Consider the following 22,327-nt stretch of genomic DNA (forward strand, 5'->3'; position numbering starts at 1 on the left):
TTAATGATGTAATTTCCAGAAATGACGTCCACGTTTCGCCACGTTGCCTTGATCGGGAAGTACCACGCTCCCAGCGCAAGCGCCCCGTCCGAGAATGCCAGCAACGCGCTCGAGCGCATTGCGGACTTCCTCAGGCGCCAGGGCTGCGAAGTCGTGCTTGATACCCAATCGGCCCTGCACGCAGGGCTCACAGACTACCCCACCCTCGATGTCGATGGCCTGGGCAGGCATTGCGACCTGGGCCTGGTCGTCGGCGGCGACGGCACCATGCTCGGCGTGAGCCGGCACCTGGCGCAATACGGAACGCCCCTGATCGGGGTGAACCAGGGCCGCCTGGGCTTTGTCACCGACATCGCGCTGGAGGACTTCGAGGCCACGCTCACCCCCATGCTGCAGGGCGAGTACGAAGAGGACCTGCGTCCCCTGATGTGCGCCCGCGTGATCCGCGAGGGCGAATGCGTGTTCGAGGCCCTGGCCATGAACGACGTGGTGGTCAACCGCGGCGGCACCTCCGGCATGGTGGAGTTGCGCATCGAGGTCGGCGGCCGCTTTGTCTCCAACCAGCGCGCCGACGGCCTGATCGTGGCCACGCCCACGGGCTCCACGGCCTATGCGCTGTCCGCCGGCGGGCCGATGATGCATCCGTCCATCCCCGCCTGGGTGATGGCACCCATTGCGCCGCACAACCTGTCCAATCGCCCCATCGTGCTGTCCGATGCCAACGAGGTCACGATCGAAGTCGTGGCCGGGCGCGATGTCAGCGCCAATTTCGACATGCAGTCGCTGGCCTCGCTGCAGCACGGCGACCGCATCCTCGTGAGCCGCGCCCACCACAGCGTGCGCTTTCTGCACCCCAAGGGCTGGAACTACTTCGCCACGCTGCGCAAGAAACTGGGCTGGAACGAGGGAGGCGCCTGACCATGGCGCTCAAGCGCATCGTGCTGCGCGACTTCGTGATCGTGCAGGCCCTGGATCTGGACTGGCATGCGGGCTTCACCGTGCTGACGGGCGAGACCGGCGCCGGCAAATCCATCCTGATCGATGCATTGCAGCTGGCCCTGGGCGCCCGCGCCGACGCCGACGTGGTGCGCGAAGGCTGCCCCCAGGCCGATATCTGCGTGGAGTTCGACGGCTGCGCGCGGCTGCGCCCCTGGCTGGAGGCGGCAGGCCTGGCCTGCGAGGACAACAGCCTGCTGCTGCGGCGCACAGTGGACACCCAGGGCCGCAGCCGCGCCTGGATCAACGGCACACCGGCCACGGCCACGCAGCTGCGCGCACTGGGCGAGCAGCTGATCGACATCCACGGCCAGCATGCCTGGCAAAGCCTCACGCGGCCCGACGCAGCACGCGCGCTGCTGGACGCCTATGCGGGCATAGACAGCCGCGAGGTCCAGGCCTGCTGGAGCCGCTGGAGCCAGGCACGACAAGCCCTGCAGCATGCGCAATCCGCCCAGGACAGCCTGCAGCGCGAACGCGAACGGCTGCAGTGGCAGATCACCGAACTCGACAAGCTGGCCCCGCAGGCCGACGAGTGGGACGAGCTCAATGCCCAGCACACGCGCCTGTCGCATGCCCAGACCCTGATAGACACCGCCCAGACCACGCTGCAGATGCTGGAGGACGACGAGGCCGGCGTGATCACTCCGCTGGGCCGCGCCAGCCATCTGATACAGAACCAGGAACACCTGGAGCCCGAGTTCCAGAACATCGCCGACGTGCTGGCCTCGTGCACGGCCCAGGTGCAGGATGCGCGCCATTCGCTGCAGGCCTATCTGCGCCGCGCCGACCTGGACCCCGAACGCCTGGCCGAGCTGGATGCACGCCTGTCGCTGTGGATGCAGCTGGCGCGCCGCTACCGCCGCACGCCCGATGAGCTGCCGGCACTGCTGGCCGGCTGGCGCCAGGAGCTGCAGCAGCTGGATGCCGCCGTGGACATAGAGGCCCTGCACGCTGCAGAGCAATCCGCGCAGCAGCACTACCAGGCCAGCGCCCGGGTGCTGTCGCAGCAACGCGCCCTGGCTGCGCCGCGCCTGTCGCGCGCCATCACCCAGGCCATGCAGGGCCTGGGCATGGAAGGCGGCCTGTTCGAGGCCGCCCTGTCCACAGCCGATTCTCCCGGTGCCTTTGGCGTGGACAGCGTGGCCTTCCTGGTCGCCGGCCATCCTGGAGCCAGCCCCAAGCCGATTGCCAAGGTGGCGTCGGGCGGCGAGCTGTCGCGCATTTCGCTGGCCATTGCCGTGACCACCAGCGAGCTGGGCGAGGCCGGCACGCTGATCTTCGACGAGGTGGACTCGGGCGTGGGCGGCGCCGTCGCCGAGACCGTGGGCCGCCTCATGCATGCGCTGGGCCGATCGCGCCAGGTGCTGTCCGTCACCCATCTGCCGCAGGTCGCGGCCTGTGCCGACCACCACTATCTGGTGGCCAAGCAGCGCGCAAGGCAGGGCACGCTCAGCACCGTGCAGCCGCTGGACAGCACCGCGCGCGAGGCAGAGCTGGCCCGCATGCTGGGCGGCGAGCGCCAGTCCGAAACCACGATGGCCCATGCCCGCGAAATGCTGGCCATGGCGCGCCAGGCACCCCCGCCCCGCCCGGCGCCGCGCAGGCCCGGCCGGCAGCGGCCGCAGGCCGACGCGCAGCGTACCCGGCCCAAGCCGGGCCGTGCGGCCAACGGCGCGCGCAACACCAATGGAGGCTGATGCCATGTCGCTTGAGATCGTGCTGATCACCGGGATGTCCGGATCGGGCAAATCCGTCGCCCTGCATGCGCTGGAGGATGCCGGCTACTACTGCGTGGACAACCTGCCTCCCGAGCTACTGTCCGCCTTCGTCGAACTGGAGCACGGCCGCCACAGCAACAAGGTGGCCATCGCCATGGATGCGCGCAGCGCCGGGGGATTGCCCCACCTGCCCGGGCAGCTGGAGCGGCTGCAGCGCCAGGGTGTCGTGCCCCACCTGGTCTTTCTGGACGCCACCACGGGCACCCTGGTGCGGCGCTTCTCCGAAACGCGGCGCCGCCATCCTCTGTCGCAAGGGCCTGTCGCCGAGGGCCGCCGCGCCCTGGTGCAGGACATAGAAACCGAGCGCGAACTGCTGGGCGAATTGCGCGAGAAATCGCATGTCATCGACACCAGCCACCTGCGCTCGTCCCAGCTGCAAAGCTATATCAAGGAGCTGATTGCGGCCCCGGTGGGCCAGATGACGCTGGTCTTCCAGTCCTTCGGCTTCAAGCACGGCCTGCCCTCGGATTCCGACTATGTGTTCGATGTGCGCATGCTGCCCAACCCGCACTACGAACCCCAGCTGCGCCCGCTGACCGGCATGGACGCGCCCGTGGCCGAGTTCCTGCGCCAGCAGCCCGGCGTGGACCAGATGCGCCGAGACATCCAGCAGTTCCTGGAGTCCTGGCTGGACATGATGGCCAGCAACCACCGCAGCTATGTCACCGTGGCCATCGGCTGCACGGGGGGCCAGCACCGCTCGGTCTTCCTGGTCGAGGAACTGGCGCGGCACTTCGCCCCGCGCTGGCCCACGCTGTGCCGGCACCGCTCGCTGGACAGCCGGCCCACCCCCAAGCCTGCCGACCTGCTTGCGCACGACATCTGAAGCGCCAGGGTCCGCTCCCGGAGTACTGCGATGCAAGGCATGCCGATGACGAACGCCCCGCGCGTGTTGCTGGTGGAGGACGATCCCGCCATCGCGCGCACCGTCTGCTATGCGCTGGAGCGTGACGGCATCGCCGTGCGCCACTGCCTGCAGCTGGCCGATGCACGCGCGCAATGGCAGGCGCAGCCGCCCGATGCCCTGCTGCTGGACGTGGGCCTGCCCGATGGCAACGGCCTGGACTGGTGCCGCGAACTGCGCCAGGCCGGCGCCGCCGTGCCGCTGCTGGTGCTCAGCGCACGCGGCGAGGAAATGGACCGCGTGCTGGGCCTGGAGCTGGGCGCCGACGACTACCTGACCAAGCCCTTCAGCCCGCGCGAGCTGGTGGCCCGCACCCGCGCCCTGCTGCGCCGTGCGCAGCGCCTGCAGCCCGCGCCCACATCCAGCACAGCGCCGCCGGCAGATGCCCTGTTCAGCATCGATACGCAAGGCCAGCGCGTGCGCATGCAGGGCGTGCCCCTGGAGCTGACGCGGCGCGAGTACCAGCTGCTGCGCTGCCTGCTGGAGCGCCCCGGACGCATCCTGAGCCGCGAGTTCCTGCTCGACAGCATCTGGGGCCAGGACAGCGACAGCACGGACCGCACCGTGGACACCCACGTCAAGACCCTGCGCGCCAAGCTGCGTGCCCAGGTGCCGCAGCAGGACTTCATCACCACCCACCGCGGCATGGGCTACAGCCTGACGCTGCCGGGCTGACGCGCCGCCGCACGCCATGCGCCTCGGACTGCGGCTGTTCTTCGCCTTTTTCGTCATCAACGGCCTGGCCGCATTCTTCGTGCTGCGCGTCTTCATGGTCGAGGTCAAGCCCAGCGTGCGCAAGGTGACCGAGGACACGCTGGTCGAAACCGCCTACGCCCTGGCCGCGCTGGCCAGCGACGACATGGCCAGCGGCGTGCTGCAGCAAAGCCCCGCGGACAGCCGCTTCGCGCACCACATGCAGGCCTATGCCAACCAGACCGTCAAGGTCTGGATCTGGGACACGCGCAAGACCAGCCTGGACATGCGCGTCACCATCACCGACCAGCAAGGCCTGGTGCTGCTCGACTCGGCCGGCCTGGACCAGGGCGCCGACTACTCGCGCTGGCGCGACGTGTACCGCACGCTGCGCGGCGAATACGGCGCACGCACCACGCGCGAGGTGCAGAACGACGAGGCCAGCAGCGTCATGTATGTGTCGGCACCCATCATGGTGGAAGGCCGCATTGCGGGCGTGCTCACGGCCTCCAAGCCCGCGCACTCGGTGCAGAAGATCGTTGACAGCGCGGAAAGCAAGATGCTGCGCGGCGGCCTGCTGTTCCTGCTGCTGTCGGCCGGCGTGGGCTTTGCCGTGACCTGGTGGCTGGTCATCCATGTGCGGCGCCTGCGCAGCTATGCCCAGCAGGTACAGGCGCCCACGCTCAACGAGGCCGCCTCCCCCACCACCGCCCCGCCCATGCCCGAGGCGCCACGCATGCCCGGCGAGCTGGGCGAACTGGCCCGTGCCATGGAGAACATGCGCAGCCGCCTGGAGGGGCGCGACTACATCGAGGGCTATGTGCGCGCCCTCACGCACGAACTCAAGAGCCCCGTGGCCGCCATCCGTGGCGCAGGCGAGCTGCTGCAGGAAGACCTGCCCGCCGCCGACCGCGAGCTGTTCGCGCGCCAGGTGGTGGACCAGTGCCAGCGCCTGCAGAACCTCGTGGACCAGTTGCTGCGCCTGAGCCAGCTGGAGCAGCGCCGCGCCCTGCACGCGCACACGGCCTGCAGCCTGCAGGCCTGTGCCGAACAGGCCATGGCGCAAGTGCACAGCGCAGCGCACCAGCGCCGCATCCGGCTAGTGCTGCACGGCCAGGACAGCAGCGGCCCCTGGGAGCAGGACCTGGTGGTGCTGGCCCTCAGCAACCTGCTGAGCAACGCCATCGACTTCGCCCCCGAAGGCAGCAGCATCCACGTGGACCTGGAGCCCGGCCGCGTCAGCGTGCGCGACCACGGCCCCGGTGTGCCCGAGGCGCTACTCGGCCGGCTGGGCGAACGCTTTTTCACCACCCCCCGCCCCAACGGGGAGCGCAGCGGCACGGGACTGGGCCTGTCCATCGTGCTGCGCATCATGCTGCTGCACGGCGGCAGCATGCAGGCCACCAACGCCCAGCCCGGGCTGCGTGTCACGCTGAACTGGCCACTGCGGGCACCCTGACCGCCAGGGCCTGTTCACTCGGATTTGGAGGCGCGAACCCGACTTCACCTTCACTTCACAGACTTCATTCCGGCCACACAGCCCCCGCCCAGACTGCGTCCACGATCAACGAACGGGATGTGGAATGAAGAACCGACTGCTTGCCAAAGGCGTGGCCCTGCTGGTCATGCTGGGCCTTTTGATGCTGGGCCTGGGCCTGGTACATGACGTGGTGCGCGACCGCATACGCAACCGCGACAACGCCGTGCAGGGCGTGGTCGCCAGCCTGGCCGGACGCCAGACGCTGATGGGACCGGTGCTGGTGCAAAACTGCACCGAGACCACCGGCATAGAAAAGGGCAGCAAGACGGAATGGACCACGCGCCAGTTCCAGCGCATGCTGCTGCCCGACCAACTGCGCCATGAGGCAACGGCACGCATGGAAGAGCGCTCGCGCGGCCTGCACCAGGTCAGCACCTACGCCATGCAGGACAGCATCAGCGCCAGCTTCACCCATGCCGCGCAGTACCTGGAAAAGCCGTCCCTCGAAGCGGCAGCCAACCAGGCCGTGCGCTGCGGCGCACTGCGCGTGGCGCTGTCGCTGACCGATCCGCGCGGTATACGCTCGGCCACCATCGAGGCCGGCGGCAAGAGCCTGGACGTGGGACCCGGCACCTCGCTGGAACGCTACTCGCAAGGCCTGCAGGCGGAGCTGGCGCCTGCCCTGCTCAAGAAGGACGAGCCCCTTGAGCTGAAGATTGCCCTGGAACTGGTGGGCACCGAAAAGCTGGCCTTCGTGCCGCTGGGCAGCCACAGCAAGGTCCAGCTGTCGGCCGATTGGCCCCACCCCTCGTTCGGCGGCAGCTTCCTGCCCAACCGGCGTGAAGTCAGCGACAAGGGATTCAACGCCAGCTGGAATCTCTCGGCACTGGCCTCTTCGGCGCGCCAGGCCTTCACCGACCAGCAGCCGCTGTGCCAGCCAGGCCGCCGCGACATGGAGGAATACGCCGCCACGGCGCACGCGCCCAGCAGCGGCCCCTGCCTGGAGTCGCTGGACACCGACTTCGTGGATCCCATCAACGCCTACTCGCTGAGCGACCGGGCCACCAAGTACGGCCTGCTCTTCGTGGTGCTGACCTTTGTGGCCGTCGGCCTGTTCGAGGTGCTCAAGCAATTGCGCGTGCACCCCATCCAGTACCTGCTGGTGGGATCGGCGCTGTGCAGCTTCTTCCTGCTGCTGATCAGCCTGTCGGAGCACATGGGATTTGCCAGCGCCTACGGCATTGCTGCCTCGGCCTGCGTGCTGCTGCTGGCCTACTACGCCAGCCACATCCTGGGCAGCCTGCAGCGCGGCCTGCCGTTTGCTGCGGGAATCGCCTCGCTCTACGGCCTGCTGTATGTGCTGCTGCAGCTGGAGCAAAGCGCGCTCATCGTGGGCTCCATCGCGCTGTTCGCCGTGCTGGCCCTGATCATGGTCTGCACACGGCATGTGGACTGGTATGCCTTTGGCCGGCAGGATGGCGACCGCGGCGATGCAGACGCAGGCACCCGCCCAACCGTGGGAGCGCTGCAGCCATGAACGTCCTCACCGACACCCCTGGCACGGCCGATGTGCCCGGCATGCGCAGCCCGCTCGATCAGGCGCTGGAACGCCAGCGCTGCGAGCAGGCCTGGCACCAGGCGGTGCAAAGGGGCGACCGCCAGGCCCTGTTCAGCCTGCGTCTGCACATTGCCGAGGCCGCCGCACGCGCACGGCGCAAGCCGGGCGCACGTGAACAATGGCTGGCGTGGATGCTGCTGCGCTGCGCCCTGCTCCTGCCGCGCCGCACGTTCTAGGAAGACGCGGCGGCCTTGGGCTTCAGCCCGCAAACTGCGCATCCAGCAGCTTGCGCACCGGGGCCGGCAGGCCCATGTCGGCCCAGGCCCTGGCATCGGCCCAGCAGCCCCGGCCGTCTGCCATGGCAGCATCCGGGCCGCTGCCATGGACAGACACGCGCACCGGATGCAGATGCAAATCACGGTGGGTGAGCACATGCAGGAAAGCCGGCAGCTCGGTCCAGTCGGCGGATCGTGCGGCGGGCCAGTGCCGTGCGGCGGCCTGCTCCAGCGCCTCGCGTTCATTGAACACGGGAGGCGCATAAAGGCCCGCCCAGATGCCCTGCTGCGGGCGGCGCTCCAGCCAGACGCGGCCTTGCCCGTCCACGGCGATCAGCAGCCACCAGGCCTCGGAACTGCGCTTGAGCTTGCGCGTGCGCACGGGGTAGTTTTCGGGATTGCCGAAGCGGGCCGCCCGGCACTGCGGCTGCAGCGGACAGACCAGGCAGCTGGGCTTGCGCGGCGTGCAGATGGTGGCACCCAGATCCATCAGGCCCTGGGTATAGCGGGGCATGGCCTGCTGCAGGTCCTCGGTGGGGCACAGCTGCTGGGCCAGGTCCCACAGTTCGCGCTCGTTCCTGGCCAGGGCCAGATCGGCATCGAAGGCCAGCACGCGCGTGAGCACGCGCCGCACATTGGCATCGAGGATGGGCACGCGCTCGGAAAAGCAAAAGGACGCGATGGCGCCCGCCGTGGACCGGCCTATGCCGGGCAGCGTGGCCAGATCCTCGGCCCTGCGTGGAAAGGCCCCCCCCCACTCCTGGACCACGGCCTGGGCGCAGCGGTGCAGGTTGCGCGCACGGCTGTAGTAGCCCAGGCCGCTCCACAGCGCCAGCACGGCATCCTGCGGTGCGGCCGCGAGGCTGGCGACATCGGGAAAGGCATCAAGGAAGCGCTGGTAGTAGCCCAGCACGGTGCTCACCTGGGTCTGCTGCAGCATGATTTCAGAGAGCCAGACGCGGTAGGGATCGCGCGTCTGCTGCCAGGGCAGGTGATTGCGTCCATGCGACGCCTGCCACTGCACGACGGGCGTGGCAATCGAGGGAAAGGTCAAGATATCAAGCAGTCAGTGAAGTTTCCTGTGCAGCCTTTGCCAGGCCGGGGAAGGCGGGAGTGGGCGACAGGGGTTGCAGCAGTTCCATGGTGGCCTGTCCCAGCTGCAGCTGCAAGGCCGTGAGCTGTTCGTCGGCGGCCTCGATTTCGGCAATGCGCTCGACCAGGCCCGAAGCCGCATTCTGGATGCGGTCCACCGCTTCGATGCGGCGGGCAAAGCTGCGCTTGCGCTCTTTCAATTGGGCATCCAGCTGGGCCGTGGCGGACTTGCTCCACATATCCACGTCGTTGGCCGCAGACTCGAAGACCGTGCGCAGACGCATGGCAAGGGCCTTGATCAGCCGCTGGGCAAACGCGGGATTGCTGCGCCTGAGCGCGTGGCCCAGGCCCAGGTACTGGGTGTAGCTGGCCTCGATGCGCTGCAGGTCGCCACCGAACTCGGTCAGCTCCAGCTGCGCAGGAGCCTGCAGCGAGAAGCCGAACTCGGCATTGAGTTCCTTGAAGGTCGCGCCCAGCATGGACTGGATCTCGCCGGCCTGCGCCTGGGCCCGCGTCGCCACGGTGCGCAGGCGTTCGAAGGTTTCCGCGTAGACCTTGCGCGCGCCCAGCTTCAGGCCGCGCTGCTCCAGCGCCTCCTTGAGATCGACCAGTTCCTGCTTGAGCGCGCTGGAACCGAGCTGGCGGAAGATGTCGCGCAGCATGCGCATGTGCACCAGGCGCACGGCCTGGATCCTGGCGGCGCTGGCATCGAAATCGCGCTGCTCGCTCTCGATGCGGTTGCGCATGGAGGCAATCACGCTGGCGTTCTTGCCGCGCAGGCTGCGCAGCTCGGCCATCTGGTCGTCCAGGTCGCGGCGGCGGATATTGAGCACGCGCTCCACCTCGACCTGCAACTGCTGCACATTGGCCCTGACAGCCGTCTGCAGCACCTTCTGGCGCTGGCCCATGATGCCCTCGGCCAGCATGTTCTCGAACATGGGCAGCCCGCTGGCCTGCAGCAGCGCCTCGTTGCCGGAGACCTTGGCCACCAGGCCCTTTTGTGCCGACACGGGCAACACCCGCTCCACAGGCAGGCCCAGCATCTGGGCCGATTCCTGGCGCTGGCGCTGCAGTTGGGCCTGCACCTGCGTCGCGGAGCTGAGGCTATCCCACAGCGTATCTATCTTGTTGAGCACCACCAGCCGCGAATCGGCCAGGGCCTGCTGGCCCGACGCCGCATCGGGCGGCAGCACATGGTCGCGCCAGATGGCCAGGTCGGACTTGGTCACGCCGGTATCGGCCGCCAGCACGAAGACCACGGCATGGGCCTGGGGGATGAGGTTGACGGTCAGCTCGGGCTCGGCACCCACGGCATTCAGGCCGGGCGTATCCAGAATGACCAGCCCCTGCTTGAGCAGGGGATGGGGCATGTTGATCAGCGCGTGGCGCCACATGGGCACCTCCACCAGGCCCTGCTCATCCACGAAGGGATTGCCGCCCTGGTCATCGTCATGCCAGAAGCCCCAGGTTCGCGCCAGATCCACCGACACCTTGCGCACCTCGGCCACCTTGGCCAGCGTGTCGGCAATCTGCTGGGCATTGTTCACATCCAGCGGCAGCTGCAGCCAGGCCTCGGGCCGGGCGCGCCACTGGCCCAGGCTTTCCAGCGATTCGCGCGTATCGATGGGCAGCAGGCGCAGACTGGGCTGCAGTTCGGCTTCCCAGCCCAGCTCGGCCGGGCACATGGTGGTGCGACCTGCGCTGGCCGGCATGAGGCGGCGGCCGTAGTGGGCGAAGAAGACTGCGTTGATCAGCTCGGACTTGCCGCGGGAGAACTCGGCCACGAAGGCCACCATGACCTTGTCGCCGCGCACCTGTGCTTCCAGCCGCTGCAGCCGCTCCTGCACAGCGACATCCAGCAGCTCCTGGGACTGCAACCATTCGCGCAGCGCATGCAATTGCTGCGCAAAGCCACGGCGCCATGCGCCGTGCTGGTCGAATTGCTCGTTGAATGATGGTCCCACGTGTTTCCCCCGCCATTGCATCGCCAATGCCTGCCGATGCTTAGTGATCGCCTCGACATTGCGCCGCAAGCGTGATGCCTTTTCTCATCAAAATATAGCACCGTCGCCCCGTTTTGCCCGCAGCTGCGCCCCAAGGCCGGCCCCTGGAACGGGGGGATTCAGGGCAAAACATCGTTTATTTACAAATGAAACAATATTTCACCATCAATCCAGCGCGGCTGAGGGGTGATTTTTCAGAAATGTGAGCCTCCCGCACAGACCCGATATGAATCTCGCGCAGATTGGCCTCCACAAGCGTTACGAGACGTTGAGAATCCGCTCCTCTTTTTGAGGCCATCTCACGCTTTCTGACACCGCGCGCAAAAGTAGGTGCTGCGCTGGCCCTGGCGCAGCAGCTGTATGGGCGAGCCGCAATGCGTGCAGGGCTGGCCCTCGCGGCCATACACCTTGGCCTGCAGCTGGAAGTGGCCTGCCATACCGTCGGGCGCCGAGAAATCACGCAGCGTCGTGCCCCCTTGCTCCACCGCCAGTTCCAGCACGCGGCGAATCTCCTCGAACAGCCGACGCACCTTGCGCGGCCCCACCTCGCAGGCCGGCTGCGTGGGCGCAATGCGTGCCATGAACAGCACTTCGGACGCATAGATATTGCCCACGCCCACCACCACGCTGCCGCTCAACAGCAATTGCTTGATGGGCGTACGGCTGGCCTTCAGACCGGCCTTGAAGGTCTCGAACAGGAAGCTGTCATCCAGCGGCTCCATTCCCAGATGGTCCAGCAGCCTGCGCGCCCAGGGATCGTTCTCGGCCGGCACATACATCACCGCACCGAACCGGCGCGGATCGTGCAGGCGCAGCTGGCCCTTGCTGGTGTGCAGATCGAAATGGTCATGTGCGCCCGCCGGACCCAGCGGCAACTCGTGCGGCGCCACGAAACGCAGGCTGCCCGACATGCCCAGATGCAGCATGAGCAGGCCTTCGCTCAGTTGCATCAGCAGGTACTTGCCGCGCCGGCGCACGCTGTGCACCTCGCGCCCGGTCAGAAGCTCGGGGGCAATGCCCAGAGGCCAGCGCAATGGCTTGCCCAGCGCCACGGATTCAATGCGCGCTCCGGCGATCTGCGAGGCGAACGCACGCCGCGTGACTTCTACTTCTGGCAATTCGGGCATGCGATCCGGGTTGTACTGAGGTTGTGCGAAATGCGGGCCGAGGCTTCGATTATTATGATTCGATGGATCATCGCCTTCGCCTTCAGGGACTCGCCGTGGCAGCAGCCCTGGCCATGGGTTCCGCCACTGCCTGGGCTCTGCCTGGCAAGACCGCAGCCACCATCGAGACGGAATCCCCGGAACCTCCATCGTCCGCCGCCGCGTCTGCCGAAGAGGAGCGCGCAGCGCTCAACGCCGAACTGTTCTACGAGATCCTGGTCGGCGAAATCGCTGCCAGCGAAGGCGCGCTGGGCGATGCCCAGGCCATGATGATGGAGGCTGCGCGCACCAGCGGCAGCGAGCAGCTGTACCGCCGTGGCACGGAACTGGCGCTGCAGTCGCGCTCCGGTGAGCGCGCACTGGCCAATGCCCGCGCCTGGCTGGACGCCTTTCCCCAGTCACGCGATGCCAACCGCTTCGTGCTCCAGATCCTCGTTGCGCTGAACCGCATCGCCGATACCGGCAGCTATCTCAAGCGCGAGATCGAGGCCACGCCCGCTCCGTCCAAGCCTGCCACCTATCTGGGCATCACCCAGCTCTACAACAACGCCAGCGACAAGGCCCTTGCTGCCGATGTGGTCGAGCAGGCTATGGCCGGCGAAACCGACAATCCGGCCAGCGGCCCGCTGGCCTGGGCCACCATCGGCCACATGCGCCTGGGCGCCGGGCAAAAGGCCGCAGCCATGCAGGCCGTGCAAAAGGCCCAGGCGCTGACGCCCGACACAGGCCCCGTGGCCCTGCTGTCCATGGAGCTGCTGGAAGCCGGCATGCCGGAGGCGGAACCCATCGTCAAGCGCTACCTGGCCAAGAACCCTTCGGCACAGATGCGCATGGCCTATGCCCGCGTGCTGCTGGGTCAGCAGCGCCTGGACGAGGCCCGGCAGCAACTGGTCTCCATCACCATGGATTCGCCCGACTACGCCGAAGCCTGGGCCACGCTGGCCGCCCTGCAGCTGCAAACGAACGATGTGGGTGCGGCGCAGGCGTCCACCGAGCGCTTCGGCAAGCTCGTGCCGCAGATTCCTGCCGGCGTGGCGCGCAGCGCCGGCCAGTCCCAGTACTACCTGCTGCAATCACAGATCGCTGAAAAGCAAGGCAGGTTCGACGAGGCCGACGCCCTGCTGCGCCGCATCGACGATGCCCCCAACCTGCTGAGCGTGCAGGCGCGCCGAGCGAGCCTGCTTGCACGCCAGGGCAAGCTCAAGGAAGCGCGCGCCCTGATCGAAGCCGTGCCTGCCAGCGGCCCCAGTCAGCAACGGCTCAAGCGTCTGGCCGAAGTGCAGCTGTTGCGCGACGCCAATCAGAATGCCCAGGCCTATGCGCTGCAGGCCGAGCTGCAAAAACAGGACCCCGAAGACGCCGAACTGGCCTACGACACGGCCCTGCTCGCGGAGCGCATCGGCAAGCATGACGAAATGGAGCGGCTGCTGCGCGGTATCATCGCGCGTCGGCCCGACTTCCAGCATGCCTACAACGCGCTGGGCTACTCCTTCGCCGAGCGCGGCATCCATCTGGACGAAGCAGAAAAGCTCGTGGGCAAGGCGCTGGAGATGTCGCCAGGCGACCCCTTCATCACCGACAGCCTGGCCTGGGTGAAATTCCGCCAAGGCAACCTGGACGAAGCGCTCAAGCTGCTTGAAAGCGCCTACGCCTCCCGCCCCGACGTGGAGATCGCGGCGCACCTGGGCGAGGTGCTCTGGGTCAAGGGCGATCGCGAACGCGCGCAGAAGATCTGGCGCCAGGGCCTGGCCTCCAGCCCCGACAACACCACGCTGCGCGACACCCTGCGCCGCCTGGGCGTCTCGCTTTGAGCCGCCGCGCCGTGCCCCACCCCGTGCCCCATCGTTTGCGCCCCATGCTCATCCGCCGGCAGCTGTGCGCCACGGCTGCTGCCACGGCGCTGCTGACTCTGGCCGGCTGCGCCCTGCCACCCCGCCAGCTCCAGGCCGATGCAGCAGCACCGGCCGCCGCCGGGCACTGGTCGGGCCGACTGGCGCTGCAGGTGGAAGATGCGCAGAACCAATCCTTCAGCGCAGGCTTCGAGCTGCTGGGCACACCCCAGCGCGGCGAGTTGCTGCTGTTCACCCCCCTGGGATCGACGCTGGCACGCCTGCTCTGGGCGCCAGGACAGGCCAGCCTGCAGCAAGGCGAGGACCGCAAGACCTCGGACTCGCTGCCCACGCTGGTGCAAGAGCTGACGGGCAGCGACCTACCCATCGCCGCCCTGTTCGACTGGCTGCAGGGCCGGGCCACCGCAGCCGCAGGCTGGCAGGTCGACCTCTCCCGCATGGAGCAGGGCCGCCTGTCCGCCCGGCGCCATGACCCGCAGCCGCCGGCAGCGCTGCGCATCGTGCTCGACACACCCTGATTTGCGCCGGGCGCGCCCTCTGCCCCGCATCCCGCCGCACCCGCCTCCACCCCTCTCATCCTCTCCAGCCCATGCGCTCGCTCCACGACGTGCCGGCTCCGGCCAAGCTCAACCTGTTCCTCCATATCACCGGCCGCCGAGACGATGGCTACCACCTGCTGCAATCGGTCTTCATGCTGCTGGACTGGCACGACACGCTGCACTTCGACAAGCGCGGCGACGGCAACGTCAGCCGCGAGGACCTCTCGGGCATGCCCCTTCCTGCCGACGACCTCATCATGCGGGCCGCACGCGCGCTGCAACAGGCCACCGGCTGCAGCCAGGGCGTGCACATAGGCGTGGAAAAGCGCCTGCCGGCACAGGCCGGGATGGGCGGAGGATCGTCGGATGCGGCATCCACCCTCATGGCGCTGAACCGCCTGTGGCAACTGAACCTGACCCGGCGCGAACTGCAACGCATTGGACTGGGTCTGGGCGCAGATGTGCCCTTCTTTCTGTGCGGCAGCTCCGCCTGGGTGGAGGGCATAGGCGAGCACATCACGCCGCTGGAGCACAGCCATGCCCTGCCGCCCCAGCGGTTCGTGGTGGTCAAGCCCGAGGCGGGACTGGAAACCCTGTCCATCTTCCGCGCCCCCGACCTCAAGCGCGATCATGCCCATGCTACAATCGCCGACTTTGCTGCAGATCACTATGGCTTTGGCCAGAACGACTTGCAGCCCGTCGCCGAAAGGCTGCAGCCTGAAGTGAAAAAAGCCATTGATTGGCTCAAGTCCTTCAAACTGCGTGCTAGAATGACGGGCTCGGGAAGTGCAGTATTTGCACCACTGACGCAAACAATCGACTTCCAGAATGCCCCAGGCGCCTGGAATGTCAGAGTTTGCAGGAATCTGCAGGCCCATCCCCTCAAGGATTGGCTCAAAGATGAGAGTTTATAGGCTGTCTGCCTGCGGCAGAGGGCCTGTGTAGGGGAGTCGCCAAGTTGGTAAAGGCACCGGATTTTGATTCCGGCATGCGAGGGTTCGAGTCCTTCCTCCCCTGCCAAACGTCTTTCGCGTCAAGGCAAACCCATCGTACTGGGGCGCTCAATGCATTCACATCATCCTGACATCATGGTCTTCACCGGCAATGCCAATCCTGGCATGGCCGCTGAAATCGTTCAGCACCTCGGCACCACGCTGGGTGCAGCCGACGTGGGTCGCTTCTCCGATGGAGAAGTCGCCGTCGAGATCAAGCAGAACGTGCGTACGCGCGACGTCTTCGTCGTGCAATCGACCTGCGCACCGACCAACGACAACCTGATGGAACTGCTGGTCATGGTGGACGCCCTCAAGCGTGCATCGGCCGAGCGCATCTGCGCGGTGATTCCCTACTTCGGCTATGCCCGCCAGGACCGCCGCCCGCGCTCCACCCGCGTGCCGATCACGGCCAAGGTCGTGGCCAACATGCTGCAGGCCGTGGGTGTCGAGCGCGTGCTGACCATGGACTTGCACGCAGACCAGATCCAGGGTTTCTTCGACATCCCCGTGGACAACATCTATGCCACGCCGGTGCTGCTGGGCGATCTGCGCCAGAAGAACTACGAAGACCTGATCGTTGTCTCGCCCGACGTGGGTGGCGTGGTCCGTGCCCGTGCGCTGGCCAAGCAGCTGGGCTGCGACCTGGCCATCATCGACAAGCGCCGCCCCAAGGCCAACGTCTCCGAAGTCATGCACGTGATCGGCGACATCGACGGCCGCAACTGCGTGATCATGGATGACATGATCGACACCGCCGGCACCCTGGTGAAGGCAGCCGAAGTGCTCAAGCAGCGTGGTGCCAAGAGCGTCTACGCCTATTGCACGCACCCGATCTTCTCGGGTCCGGCCATCGAGCGCATCGGCAACGGCAGTGCACTGGACGAGGTCGTGGTGACCAACACCATTCCTCTGAGCGCCGAAGCCCAGGCTTGCGGCAAGATCCGCCAACTGTCCGTGGCCCCCCTGATTGCCCAGACAATCCAGCGGATTTCCACCGGCGATTCGGTGCTGAGCCTGTTCTCCGAATAAAATATCGGCCCCTGTGGTCTGAACCAGCAAACCTCCTTCGGGAGGTTTGCGCGTTCCGGGATGGTTTCAGGACCATCCCGGGACACCGCAAGAGCAGCCTGTTCCGCACGGGGCAGGCGTTCTTTTATCAACGGATGAGGCTGGTCGCGGTCCATCCATCTAGGAGTTAGTTATGCAATTCGTCGCTTTTGAGCGCGCCAAGCAAGGTACGGGTGCGAGCCGCCGTCTGCGCAATTCGGGCAAGGCCCCTGGCATCGTCTACGGCGGTGCTGCCGAAGCCCAACTGATCGAGATCGATCACAACGCCCTGTGGCACGCCCTGAAGAAGGAAGTGTTCCATTCCAGCGTTCTGGATATGGAAGTCAACGGCCAGACCTCCAAGGTCGTGCTGCGCGACGTGCAATTCCACCCCTACAAGCAGCTGATCCTGCACGTGGACTTCCAGCGCGTTGACGACAAGACCAAGGTTCACCTGAAGGTGCCGCTGCACTTCGAAGGCATGGAACAGTCCCAGGCCGTCAAGGTCGAGAACTGCACCATCACTCCCCTGATCCATGAACTGGACGTGGTGTGCATGCCCTCCCAACTGCCCGAGTTCATCAAGGTGGACCTGAGCGGCCTGACCTCCAAGTCGACCCTGGGCCTGCAGAACGTCAAGCTGCCCAACGGCGTGAAGGCTGTGGTGCGCGGCTCCAACAAGAACCCGGCCCTGATCTCCATCAAGCTGCCCGAAGTGGCTCCTGATGCATCCGCAGCTCCCGCAGCGGCTCCGGCCGCTCCGGCAAAGAAGGGCAAGAAGTAATTCTTGGCTTTCCCTTGCGGCGGCTGCGGCTGCCGCAACCTGCAAAAGGCCCACCTCGCGTGGGCCTTTTGCATGGTGAACACCATCGCCTGCCTGCTGCGGCCGCCATGGAGATAATCGCCCGATGATCAAATTGTTTGTCGGCCTGGGCAATCCCGGGCCGGAGTATGAGGACACCCGCCACAACGCGGGTTTTTGGTGGATAGATGCGCTGGCGCGCGAACTCAAGGTCCACCTGGTGCCCGAGCGCAGCTACTTCGGCCTCATGGCCCGCGCCAGCGTGCGTGGCGAGAGTGTCTGGCTGCTCGAGCCGCAGACCTTCATGAACCTGTCCGGCAAATCGGTGGGCGCGCTGGCGCGCTTTTTCAAGATCCAGCCCGAGGAGGTCCTCGTGGTCCATGACGAACTGGACTTCGCCCCAGGCCAGGTCAAGCTCAAGCGCGGCGGCAGCCACGGCGGCCACAACGGCCTGCGCGATATCCATGCCCAGCTGGGCTCGGCCGACTACTGGCGGCTGCGCATCGGCATAGGCCACCCGGGGCACAAGGCCGAAGTCGCCAACTGGGTGCTCAAGAAGCCCGCGCCCGACCAGCGCCAGCTGATCGAGGACAGCATTGCCCATTCGCTCAAGGCCTGGCCCGAGCTGCAGGCGGGCGACATGGACAAGGCGACCTTGCTGATCCACACCACCAAGCCTCCACGCCCCAAGCCCGTGCGCCCGGCCACAGCCGAGAGCGACAAGGGCTGAGCGATCAGGAAGCGGCGGGAGCCTGGGATTGCAGACGCAGGTATTTCTGCATCAGCGTCTCGCGGTCTTCCACGTGGGCGGGATTCACGGGAATGCAGGCCACGGGGCAGATCTGCACGCACTGGGGTTCATCGAAATGCCCCACGCATTCCGTGCACTTGCTGTGCTCGATCTCGTAGTACTCCTCGCCCATGGAGATTGCATCGTTGGGGCACTCGGGTTCGCAGACATCGCAGTTGATGCATTCGTCGGTGATCATCAAAGCCATGGCAGGTCCCTCGCAAGCGCACGCCACGCTCCGGGCCGGGCAGGCCCTTGCATCCCGAACGGGCCTTGCAGCAAGGTGGCATCAGTCATTGCGCCATTATCCTGCCCCCTTCATACGCATGAAGGCTGCACGGGCAAGCATACGCGCCGGATCGGCACGGAGCGATGCACCTTCAAAGGCCGCTATGCTGCGCGCATGGGCCGTGCGCATTACCATTCGGGCCCGCCAAGAACCACCCACACACATTCCGCCGACGTGACAGCCCAACACCGTGCCAAGGCCGACTGCCCATGAGCGTCTTCCTGCTCAAGCGCCTGCTGATGCTGGCAGCCACGCTGCTGGGCGCCTCGGCCGTGGTGTTCGGCGTGCTGGAAGTGCTGCCCGGCAATGCGGCCCAGACGCTGATGGGGCCCGATGCCGCCCCCGAGGCCGTGCAGGCGCTGGCCGAGCAGCTGGGACTGGACCAGCCAGCCTGGCAGCGCTACCTGCAGTGGCTGCAGGGGCTGCTGCATGGCGACATGGGACTGAGCTACGCCTACAGCACACCGGTCAGCGATCTGGTGCTGGAGCGCCTGGCAGTGACCGCCCCGCTGGCCGTGATGGCCATGCTCATCACCACCGTGCTGGCCCTGGCAGCGGGCATCTATGCCGCCTCGCGCCACAACCGATGGGGCGACCTGGGCGTCATGGGCCTGGCGCAGATCGGCATTGCCATCCCCAATTTCTGGTTCGCCATCCTGCTGATCCTGGTGTTCTCGGTGAAGCTGCAATGGTTTTCCGCAGGCGGCTTTCCAGGCTGGAGCGAGGCCGATGGCGGCGGCGTCCTGCCCGCACTGCAGGCCCTGCTGCTGCCGGCGATCTCGCTGGCCGTGGTGCAGGCGGCCATCCTGGCGCGCATCACGCGCTCGGCCGTGCTGGAAGTGCTGCGCGAGGACTTCGTGCGCACGGCCCGCGCCAAGGGCCTGCCGCGCCGCGCCGTGCTCTGGGGCCACGTGCTGCGCAATGCCATGATTCCCGTGCTCACGGTCATGGGGCTGCAGTTTGCCCAGTTGCTGGCCGGCACCATCGTGGTGGAGAACGTGTTCTACCTGCCGGGCCTGGGCCGGCTGATCTTCCAGTCCATCGCCAACCGCGACCTCATCGTCGTGCGCAACTGCGTGCTGCTGCTGGCGGCCATGGTGGTGGTCATCAACTTCATCGTGGATGTGCTGTACGCAGCCATTGATCCACGCATCGAGGCCAGCGACATATGAGCCAGCCAGGCAACCCTGTTTCGCCGACCGCTGCGCCACCGGGCCATCGGCCCACGCGGGCGGTCACCCTCAGCAGGCCGGCCAGCCTGGGCCGGCGCATGCTGGGCCACCGCAGCTTCATGCTGGGTGCCATGCTGACCGCGCTGCTGCTGCTCACCGCGCTGCTGTCCTTGTGGTGGACGCCGGGCTCGGCCTACGACATGGACCTGGATGCCAAGCTGGCCGCACCCGGCAGCCTGCACTGGCTGGGCACCGATGCCTATGGGCGCGATGTGGCCTCGCTGCTGTTCCTGGGCGCGCGCAGTTCCATCCTGGTCGGCGTGATCGCCGTGGGCATCGGGCTGTCGATGGGCGTGGTGCTGGGACTGGTCGCCGCGGCCTGCCGGGGCTGGGTGGAAGAGGCCATCATGCGGCTGGTCGATTTCAGTTTCGCCTTTCCTGCGCTGCTGTCGGCCATCATGCTCACGGCCGTGTTCGGCGCGGGCATCGTCAACGCCATCATTGCCATCGGCATCTTCAACATTCCCACCTTTGCGCGCATCACGCGGGCATCGGCCAAGGCGGTCTGGGCACGTGAATACGTGCTGGCTGCACGCGCCTGCGGCCATGGCCGCGCCAGCATCACCTGGCGCCATGTGCTGCCCAACATCCTGCCCGTGCTGGTGGTGCAGGCCACCATACAGTTCGCGCTGGCCATTCTGGCGGAGGCCGCCCTGTCCTATCTGGGCCTGGGCACGCAGCCGCCCCAGGCGTCCTGGGGCCGCATGCTCAGCGAGGCCCAGACCCTCATGTTCCAGGCGCCGCTGCTGGCCGTGTGGCCGGGCCTGGCCATTGCACTGTCCGTGCTCGGGCTCAACCTGCTGGGCGACGGGCTGCGCGATCTGCTCGACCCGCGCCTGTCGCGCCAGCGCTGAGGAAGACACGCGCCATGCCCCTGCTCGAAGTCTCCGGCCTCACCATCACCTTGCAGACCCCGCGCGGCCGCGCGCGTGCCGTGCAGAACCTGGAATTCATCCTGGAGCGCGGCGCCACGCTGGGCCTGATCGGCGAGTCGGGCTGCGGCAAGTCGCTGACCGCCCTGGCGCTGATGGGCCTGCTGCCGGAGCATGCGCAGGTGGACGGCAGCATCCGGCTCAACGGCCAGGAGCTGCTGGACATGGACGAGCGCGCGCTGTGCCGCCTGCGCGGCAACCGCATGGCCATGGTGTTTCAGGAGCCCATGACGGCCCTCAACCCCGTGTACGGCATCGGCCGCCAGGTGGCCGAGCCGCTGCGCCACCACCAGCGCCTGGGCCGCCAGGCCGCGCGCGAGCGCGCAGTGGCCCTGTTGGAGCGCGTGGGCATTGCCCGCGCAGCCCAGCGCTTTGACGACTATCCGCACCAGTTCTCGGGCGGCCAGCGCCAGCGCATCACCATCGCCATGGCCCTGGCCTGCGGGCCCGACCTGCTGATCGCCGACGAACCTACCACGGCGCTGGACGTGACCGTGCAGCAGCAAATTCTCAATCTGCTGCAGGAACTGGTGGCAGAGCACTCCATGGCCTTGCTGCTGATCTCGCACGATCTGGGAGTGATCGCGCAAAACGTGGAGCAGCTGCAGGTGATGTACGGCGGCACCGTGGTCGAAAGCGGCATGACCGAGGCCATCTTCGCGCGCCGCGCCCATCCCTACACGCGCGGCCTGTTCGCCGCCAGGCCGCAGCTGGAGCCTTCGGGACCAGGCCACCAGCCGCCGGCGCGGTTGCCCACCATTGCCGGCACCGTGCCCGAGCTGGTGGACCTGCCAGCCGGATGCGCCTTCGCGGGCCGCTGCAGCTATACCGAGCCCACCTGCCACAGCGAGCGCCCGCGCGCCCTGGTCCTGGAGCGCCCGCAGCGGCCCACGCCCACTGCCCTGCAGGCCTGGGCACAGCCGCATGTGGTGCGCTGCCTGCGCTCCGAGGCCATTGCGCCGGGCATGCATACGCAGGGCCGCAGCACATGACGGAGCACGACCGCCAGGCACCGGCCGCTGCCGATCCGCCCCTGCTGCAGGTGACGGACCTGGCCCGCAGCTACCGTCTGCCACGCCGCTCGTTGTGGCGCGCGCCGGAGCAGGTGCATGCGCTGCGCGGCGTGGATTTCACGCTGACGGCGGGGCGCAGCCTGGGCGTGGTGGGCGAGTCGGGTTCCGGCAAGTCCACGCTGGCACGCCTGATCATGGCGCTGGACACGCCCAGCGCCGGCAGCGTGCAGCTGCTGGGCCAGGATCTGCACCGGCTCGGCAACCAGGCACTGCGCATGGCGCGCCGCGATTTCCAGATGGTGTTCCAGGATCCTTACGGTTCGCTGGACCCGCGCATGACGGTGGAACACATCGTCTGCGAGCCCCTGACCGCCCAGCCTGCACCGCCCGAGCGCACAGCCCGGCGCGACCTGGCCCGCGCCACGCTGGAGCAGGTCGGGCTGCGCGTGCAGGACCTGGACAAGTACCCGCATGAATTCTCGGGCGGCCAGCGCCAGCGCATCGCCATTGCACGCGCCCTGGTCACGCGACCCCGCCTCATCGTGGCCGATGAGCCCGTGAGCGCCCTCGACGTCTCGGTGCAGGCCCAGGTACTGAACCTGCTGCGCGATCTGCAGCAGCAGCTGGGCCTGTCCTACCTGTTCATCAGCCACGACCTGGCCGTGGTCCAGCACCTGTGCGACGACGCCATCGTGCTGAGCGAAGGCCGCATCGTCGAGCGCGGGGCTCCGCAGCAACTGTTCCACGCCCCGCAGCATCCCTACACCCAGGCCCTGGTACGGGCCGTGCCACGCATCGCCCTGCAGCACCGAGCCTGAAAGCCGAAAGCTGACAACCACCGGCGCGGACCGGGCCCTCATGGCCACGCGCACGCGCGCGCTGGTGTAAAA

The 22,327-nt window shown here is 67.3% G+C and carries 21 protein-coding genes and 1 tRNA gene; 18 read left to right on the plus strand and 4 right to left on the minus strand.

Features of this window, described 5'->3' with window-relative positions:
• Positions 1-21: 21 nt before the first annotated feature.
• From AC5I49_RS15040 to AC5I49_RS15070, 7 genes are all read left to right on the plus strand, one after another.
• Positions 22-918 (plus strand): NAD kinase, encoded by an 897-nt coding sequence (locus AC5I49_RS15040; RefSeq protein ID WP_016451050.1) that lies wholly within the window; start codon positions 22-24, stop codon positions 916-918.
• Positions 919-920: 2 nt separating this feature from the next.
• Positions 921-2,696: a DNA repair protein RecN gene (recN, locus tag AC5I49_RS15045; protein WP_046986090.1), complete on the plus strand. Its 1,776-nt coding sequence runs from the start codon at positions 921-923 to the stop codon at positions 2,694-2,696.
• Positions 2,697-2,700: 4 nt separating this feature from the next.
• Complete coding sequence (rapZ, locus tag AC5I49_RS15050; RefSeq protein ID WP_016445709.1) at positions 2,701-3,603, plus strand: RNase adapter RapZ; 903 nt, start codon at positions 2,701-2,703, stop codon at positions 3,601-3,603.
• 30 nt (positions 3,604-3,633) lie between these two features.
• On the plus strand, positions 3,634-4,356 hold the full coding sequence (creB, locus tag AC5I49_RS15055) for a two-component system response regulator CreB (RefSeq protein WP_082138027.1): 723 nt from the start codon (positions 3,634-3,636) through the stop codon (positions 4,354-4,356).
• Positions 4,357-4,372: 16 nt separating this feature from the next.
• On the plus strand, positions 4,373-5,833 hold the full coding sequence (gene creC, locus AC5I49_RS15060) for a two-component system sensor histidine kinase CreC (RefSeq protein ID WP_495789578.1): 1,461 nt from the start codon (positions 4,373-4,375) through the stop codon (positions 5,831-5,833).
• A gap of 124 nt (positions 5,834-5,957) precedes the next feature.
• Positions 5,958-7,391, plus strand: coding sequence for a cell envelope integrity protein CreD (gene creD / locus AC5I49_RS15065; protein ID WP_495789579.1), 1,434 nt, complete (start codon positions 5,958-5,960; stop codon positions 7,389-7,391).
• A complete protein-coding gene (locus AC5I49_RS15070; RefSeq protein ID WP_495789580.1) occupies positions 7,388-7,648 on the plus strand; it encodes a hypothetical protein in 261 nt (86 codons plus the stop codon). The genes creD and AC5I49_RS15070 overlap by 4 nt, the downstream gene beginning before the upstream one ends.
• Positions 7,649-7,670: 22 nt before the next feature.
• On the opposite strand, the gene mutY is transcribed toward AC5I49_RS15070, so the two are convergent.
• From mutY to mutM, 3 genes are all read right to left on the minus strand, one after another.
• Positions 7,671-8,741 (minus strand): A/G-specific adenine glycosylase, encoded by a 1,071-nt coding sequence (gene mutY / locus AC5I49_RS15075; protein WP_495789581.1) that lies wholly within the window; start codon positions 8,739-8,741, stop codon positions 7,671-7,673.
• A gap of 4 nt (positions 8,742-8,745) precedes the next feature.
• Complete coding sequence (locus tag AC5I49_RS15080) at positions 8,746-10,743, minus strand: dynamin family protein (protein WP_017405122.1); 1,998 nt, start codon at positions 10,741-10,743, stop codon at positions 8,746-8,748.
• 338 nt (positions 10,744-11,081) lie between these two features.
• Entirely contained in the window at positions 11,082-11,909 is an 828-nt protein-coding gene (gene mutM, locus AC5I49_RS15085; protein ID WP_016445702.1) for a bifunctional DNA-formamidopyrimidine glycosylase/DNA-(apurinic or apyrimidinic site) lyase, read from the minus strand.
• A gap of 62 nt (positions 11,910-11,971) precedes the next feature.
• Between mutM and AC5I49_RS15090 the strand changes: the two genes are divergently transcribed.
• The 7 genes from AC5I49_RS15090 (at position 11,972) to pth (ending at position 17,911) form a co-directional block, all read left to right on the plus strand.
• The gene (locus AC5I49_RS15090) at positions 11,972-13,759 is read left to right on the plus strand and encodes a tetratricopeptide repeat protein (protein WP_026062311.1); all 1,788 of its coding nucleotides are present in this window, start codon (positions 11,972-11,974) and stop codon (positions 13,757-13,759) included.
• A 44-nt stretch (positions 13,760-13,803) separates the two neighbouring features.
• Positions 13,804-14,316, plus strand: coding sequence for an outer membrane lipoprotein LolB (locus AC5I49_RS15095; RefSeq protein ID WP_047326560.1), 513 nt, complete (start codon positions 13,804-13,806; stop codon positions 14,314-14,316).
• Between the two features lie 71 nt (positions 14,317-14,387).
• Positions 14,388-15,251 (plus strand): 4-(cytidine 5'-diphospho)-2-C-methyl-D-erythritol kinase, encoded by an 864-nt coding sequence (gene ispE, locus AC5I49_RS15100; protein WP_461608407.1) that lies wholly within the window; start codon positions 14,388-14,390, stop codon positions 15,249-15,251.
• Between the two features lie 29 nt (positions 15,252-15,280).
• A tRNA-Gln gene (locus AC5I49_RS15105) sits at positions 15,281-15,357 on the plus strand.
• A gap of 44 nt (positions 15,358-15,401) precedes the next feature.
• Positions 15,402-16,361, plus strand: a complete 960-nt coding sequence (locus tag AC5I49_RS15110) for a ribose-phosphate pyrophosphokinase (RefSeq protein WP_026063011.1) — start codon at positions 15,402-15,404, stop codon at positions 16,359-16,361.
• Positions 16,362-16,533: 172 nt separating this feature from the next.
• Positions 16,534-17,163, plus strand: a complete 630-nt coding sequence (locus AC5I49_RS15115) for a 50S ribosomal protein L25/general stress protein Ctc (protein WP_046240492.1) — start codon at positions 16,534-16,536, stop codon at positions 17,161-17,163.
• A 124-nt stretch (positions 17,164-17,287) separates the two neighbouring features.
• On the plus strand, positions 17,288-17,911 hold the full coding sequence (gene pth / locus AC5I49_RS15120; protein ID WP_016445696.1) for an aminoacyl-tRNA hydrolase: 624 nt from the start codon (positions 17,288-17,290) through the stop codon (positions 17,909-17,911).
• Between the two features lie 4 nt (positions 17,912-17,915).
• On the opposite strand, the gene AC5I49_RS15125 is transcribed toward pth, so the two are convergent.
• Positions 17,916-18,179, minus strand: a complete 264-nt coding sequence (locus AC5I49_RS15125; protein WP_016445695.1) for a YfhL family 4Fe-4S dicluster ferredoxin — start codon at positions 18,177-18,179, stop codon at positions 17,916-17,918.
• A gap of 290 nt (positions 18,180-18,469) precedes the next feature.
• On the opposite strand from AC5I49_RS15125, the gene AC5I49_RS15130 reads away from it, so the two are divergent.
• From AC5I49_RS15130 to AC5I49_RS15145, 4 genes are read left to right on the plus strand one after another with little or no spacing between them, the layout of a single operon-like run.
• Positions 18,470-19,432 carry an ABC transporter permease gene (locus AC5I49_RS15130; RefSeq protein ID WP_016445694.1) on the plus strand — a complete coding sequence of 321 codons (963 nt, stop codon included), beginning with the start codon at positions 18,470-18,472 and terminating at the stop codon, positions 19,430-19,432.
• Positions 19,429-20,346, plus strand: coding sequence for an ABC transporter permease (locus tag AC5I49_RS15135; RefSeq protein WP_212644865.1), 918 nt, complete (start codon positions 19,429-19,431; stop codon positions 20,344-20,346). The genes AC5I49_RS15130 and AC5I49_RS15135 overlap by 4 nt, the downstream gene beginning before the upstream one ends.
• A gap of 14 nt (positions 20,347-20,360) precedes the next feature.
• Positions 20,361-21,416, plus strand: a complete 1,056-nt coding sequence (locus tag AC5I49_RS15140) for an ABC transporter ATP-binding protein (RefSeq protein WP_212644864.1) — start codon at positions 20,361-20,363, stop codon at positions 21,414-21,416.
• Positions 21,413-22,255: an ATP-binding cassette domain-containing protein gene (locus AC5I49_RS15145; protein WP_212644863.1), complete on the plus strand. Its 843-nt coding sequence runs from the start codon at positions 21,413-21,415 to the stop codon at positions 22,253-22,255. Before AC5I49_RS15140 ends, AC5I49_RS15145 begins: the two co-directional genes overlap by 4 nt.
• The last annotated feature ends 72 nt before the right edge of the window (positions 22,256-22,327 follow it).

It is taken from the genome of Delftia sp. (genome assembly GCF_059499305.1).

What these genes read in the sequence shown, in the direction of transcription:
- AC5I49_RS15145 (WP_212644863.1), top strand. Translation starts at nt 21,413, where the DNA reads ATGACGGAGCACGACCGCCAGGCACCGGCCGCTGCCGATCCGCCCCTG.
- AC5I49_RS15140 (WP_212644864.1), top strand. Translation starts at nt 20,361, where the DNA reads ATGCCCCTGCTCGAAGTCTCCGGCCTCACCATCACCTTGCAGACCCCG.
- creD (WP_495789579.1), top strand. Translation starts at nt 5,958, where the DNA reads ATGAAGAACCGACTGCTTGCCAAAGGCGTGGCCCTGCTGGTCATGCTG.
- AC5I49_RS15135 (WP_212644865.1), top strand. Translation starts at nt 19,429, where the DNA reads ATGAGCCAGCCAGGCAACCCTGTTTCGCCGACCGCTGCGCCACCGGGC.
- pth (WP_016445696.1), top strand. Translation starts at nt 17,288, where the DNA reads ATGATCAAATTGTTTGTCGGCCTGGGCAATCCCGGGCCGGAGTATGAG.
- AC5I49_RS15125 (WP_016445695.1), bottom strand. Translation starts at nt 18,179, where the DNA reads ATGGCTTTGATGATCACCGACGAATGCATCAACTGCGATGTCTGCGAA.
- AC5I49_RS15040 (WP_016451050.1), top strand. Translation starts at nt 22, where the DNA reads ATGACGTCCACGTTTCGCCACGTTGCCTTGATCGGGAAGTACCACGCT.
- recN (WP_046986090.1), top strand. Translation starts at nt 921, where the DNA reads ATGGCGCTCAAGCGCATCGTGCTGCGCGACTTCGTGATCGTGCAGGCC.
- AC5I49_RS15070 (WP_495789580.1), top strand. Translation starts at nt 7,388, where the DNA reads ATGAACGTCCTCACCGACACCCCTGGCACGGCCGATGTGCCCGGCATG.
- AC5I49_RS15130 (WP_016445694.1), top strand. Translation starts at nt 18,470, where the DNA reads ATGAGCGTCTTCCTGCTCAAGCGCCTGCTGATGCTGGCAGCCACGCTG.
- creC (WP_495789578.1), top strand. Translation starts at nt 4,373, where the DNA reads ATGCGCCTCGGACTGCGGCTGTTCTTCGCCTTTTTCGTCATCAACGGC.
- AC5I49_RS15095 (WP_047326560.1), top strand. Translation starts at nt 13,804, where the DNA reads ATGCTCATCCGCCGGCAGCTGTGCGCCACGGCTGCTGCCACGGCGCTG.
- mutM (WP_016445702.1), bottom strand. Translation starts at nt 11,909, where the DNA reads ATGCCCGAATTGCCAGAAGTAGAAGTCACGCGGCGTGCGTTCGCCTCG.
- AC5I49_RS15115 (WP_046240492.1), top strand. Translation starts at nt 16,534, where the DNA reads ATGCAATTCGTCGCTTTTGAGCGCGCCAAGCAAGGTACGGGTGCGAGC.
- AC5I49_RS15110 (WP_026063011.1), top strand. Translation starts at nt 15,402, where the DNA reads ATGCATTCACATCATCCTGACATCATGGTCTTCACCGGCAATGCCAAT.
- ispE (WP_461608407.1), top strand. Translation starts at nt 14,388, where the DNA reads ATGCGCTCGCTCCACGACGTGCCGGCTCCGGCCAAGCTCAACCTGTTC.
- rapZ (WP_016445709.1), top strand. Translation starts at nt 2,701, where the DNA reads ATGTCGCTTGAGATCGTGCTGATCACCGGGATGTCCGGATCGGGCAAA.
- AC5I49_RS15090 (WP_026062311.1), top strand. Translation starts at nt 11,972, where the DNA reads ATGGATCATCGCCTTCGCCTTCAGGGACTCGCCGTGGCAGCAGCCCTG.
- creB (WP_082138027.1), top strand. Translation starts at nt 3,634, where the DNA reads ATGCAAGGCATGCCGATGACGAACGCCCCGCGCGTGTTGCTGGTGGAG.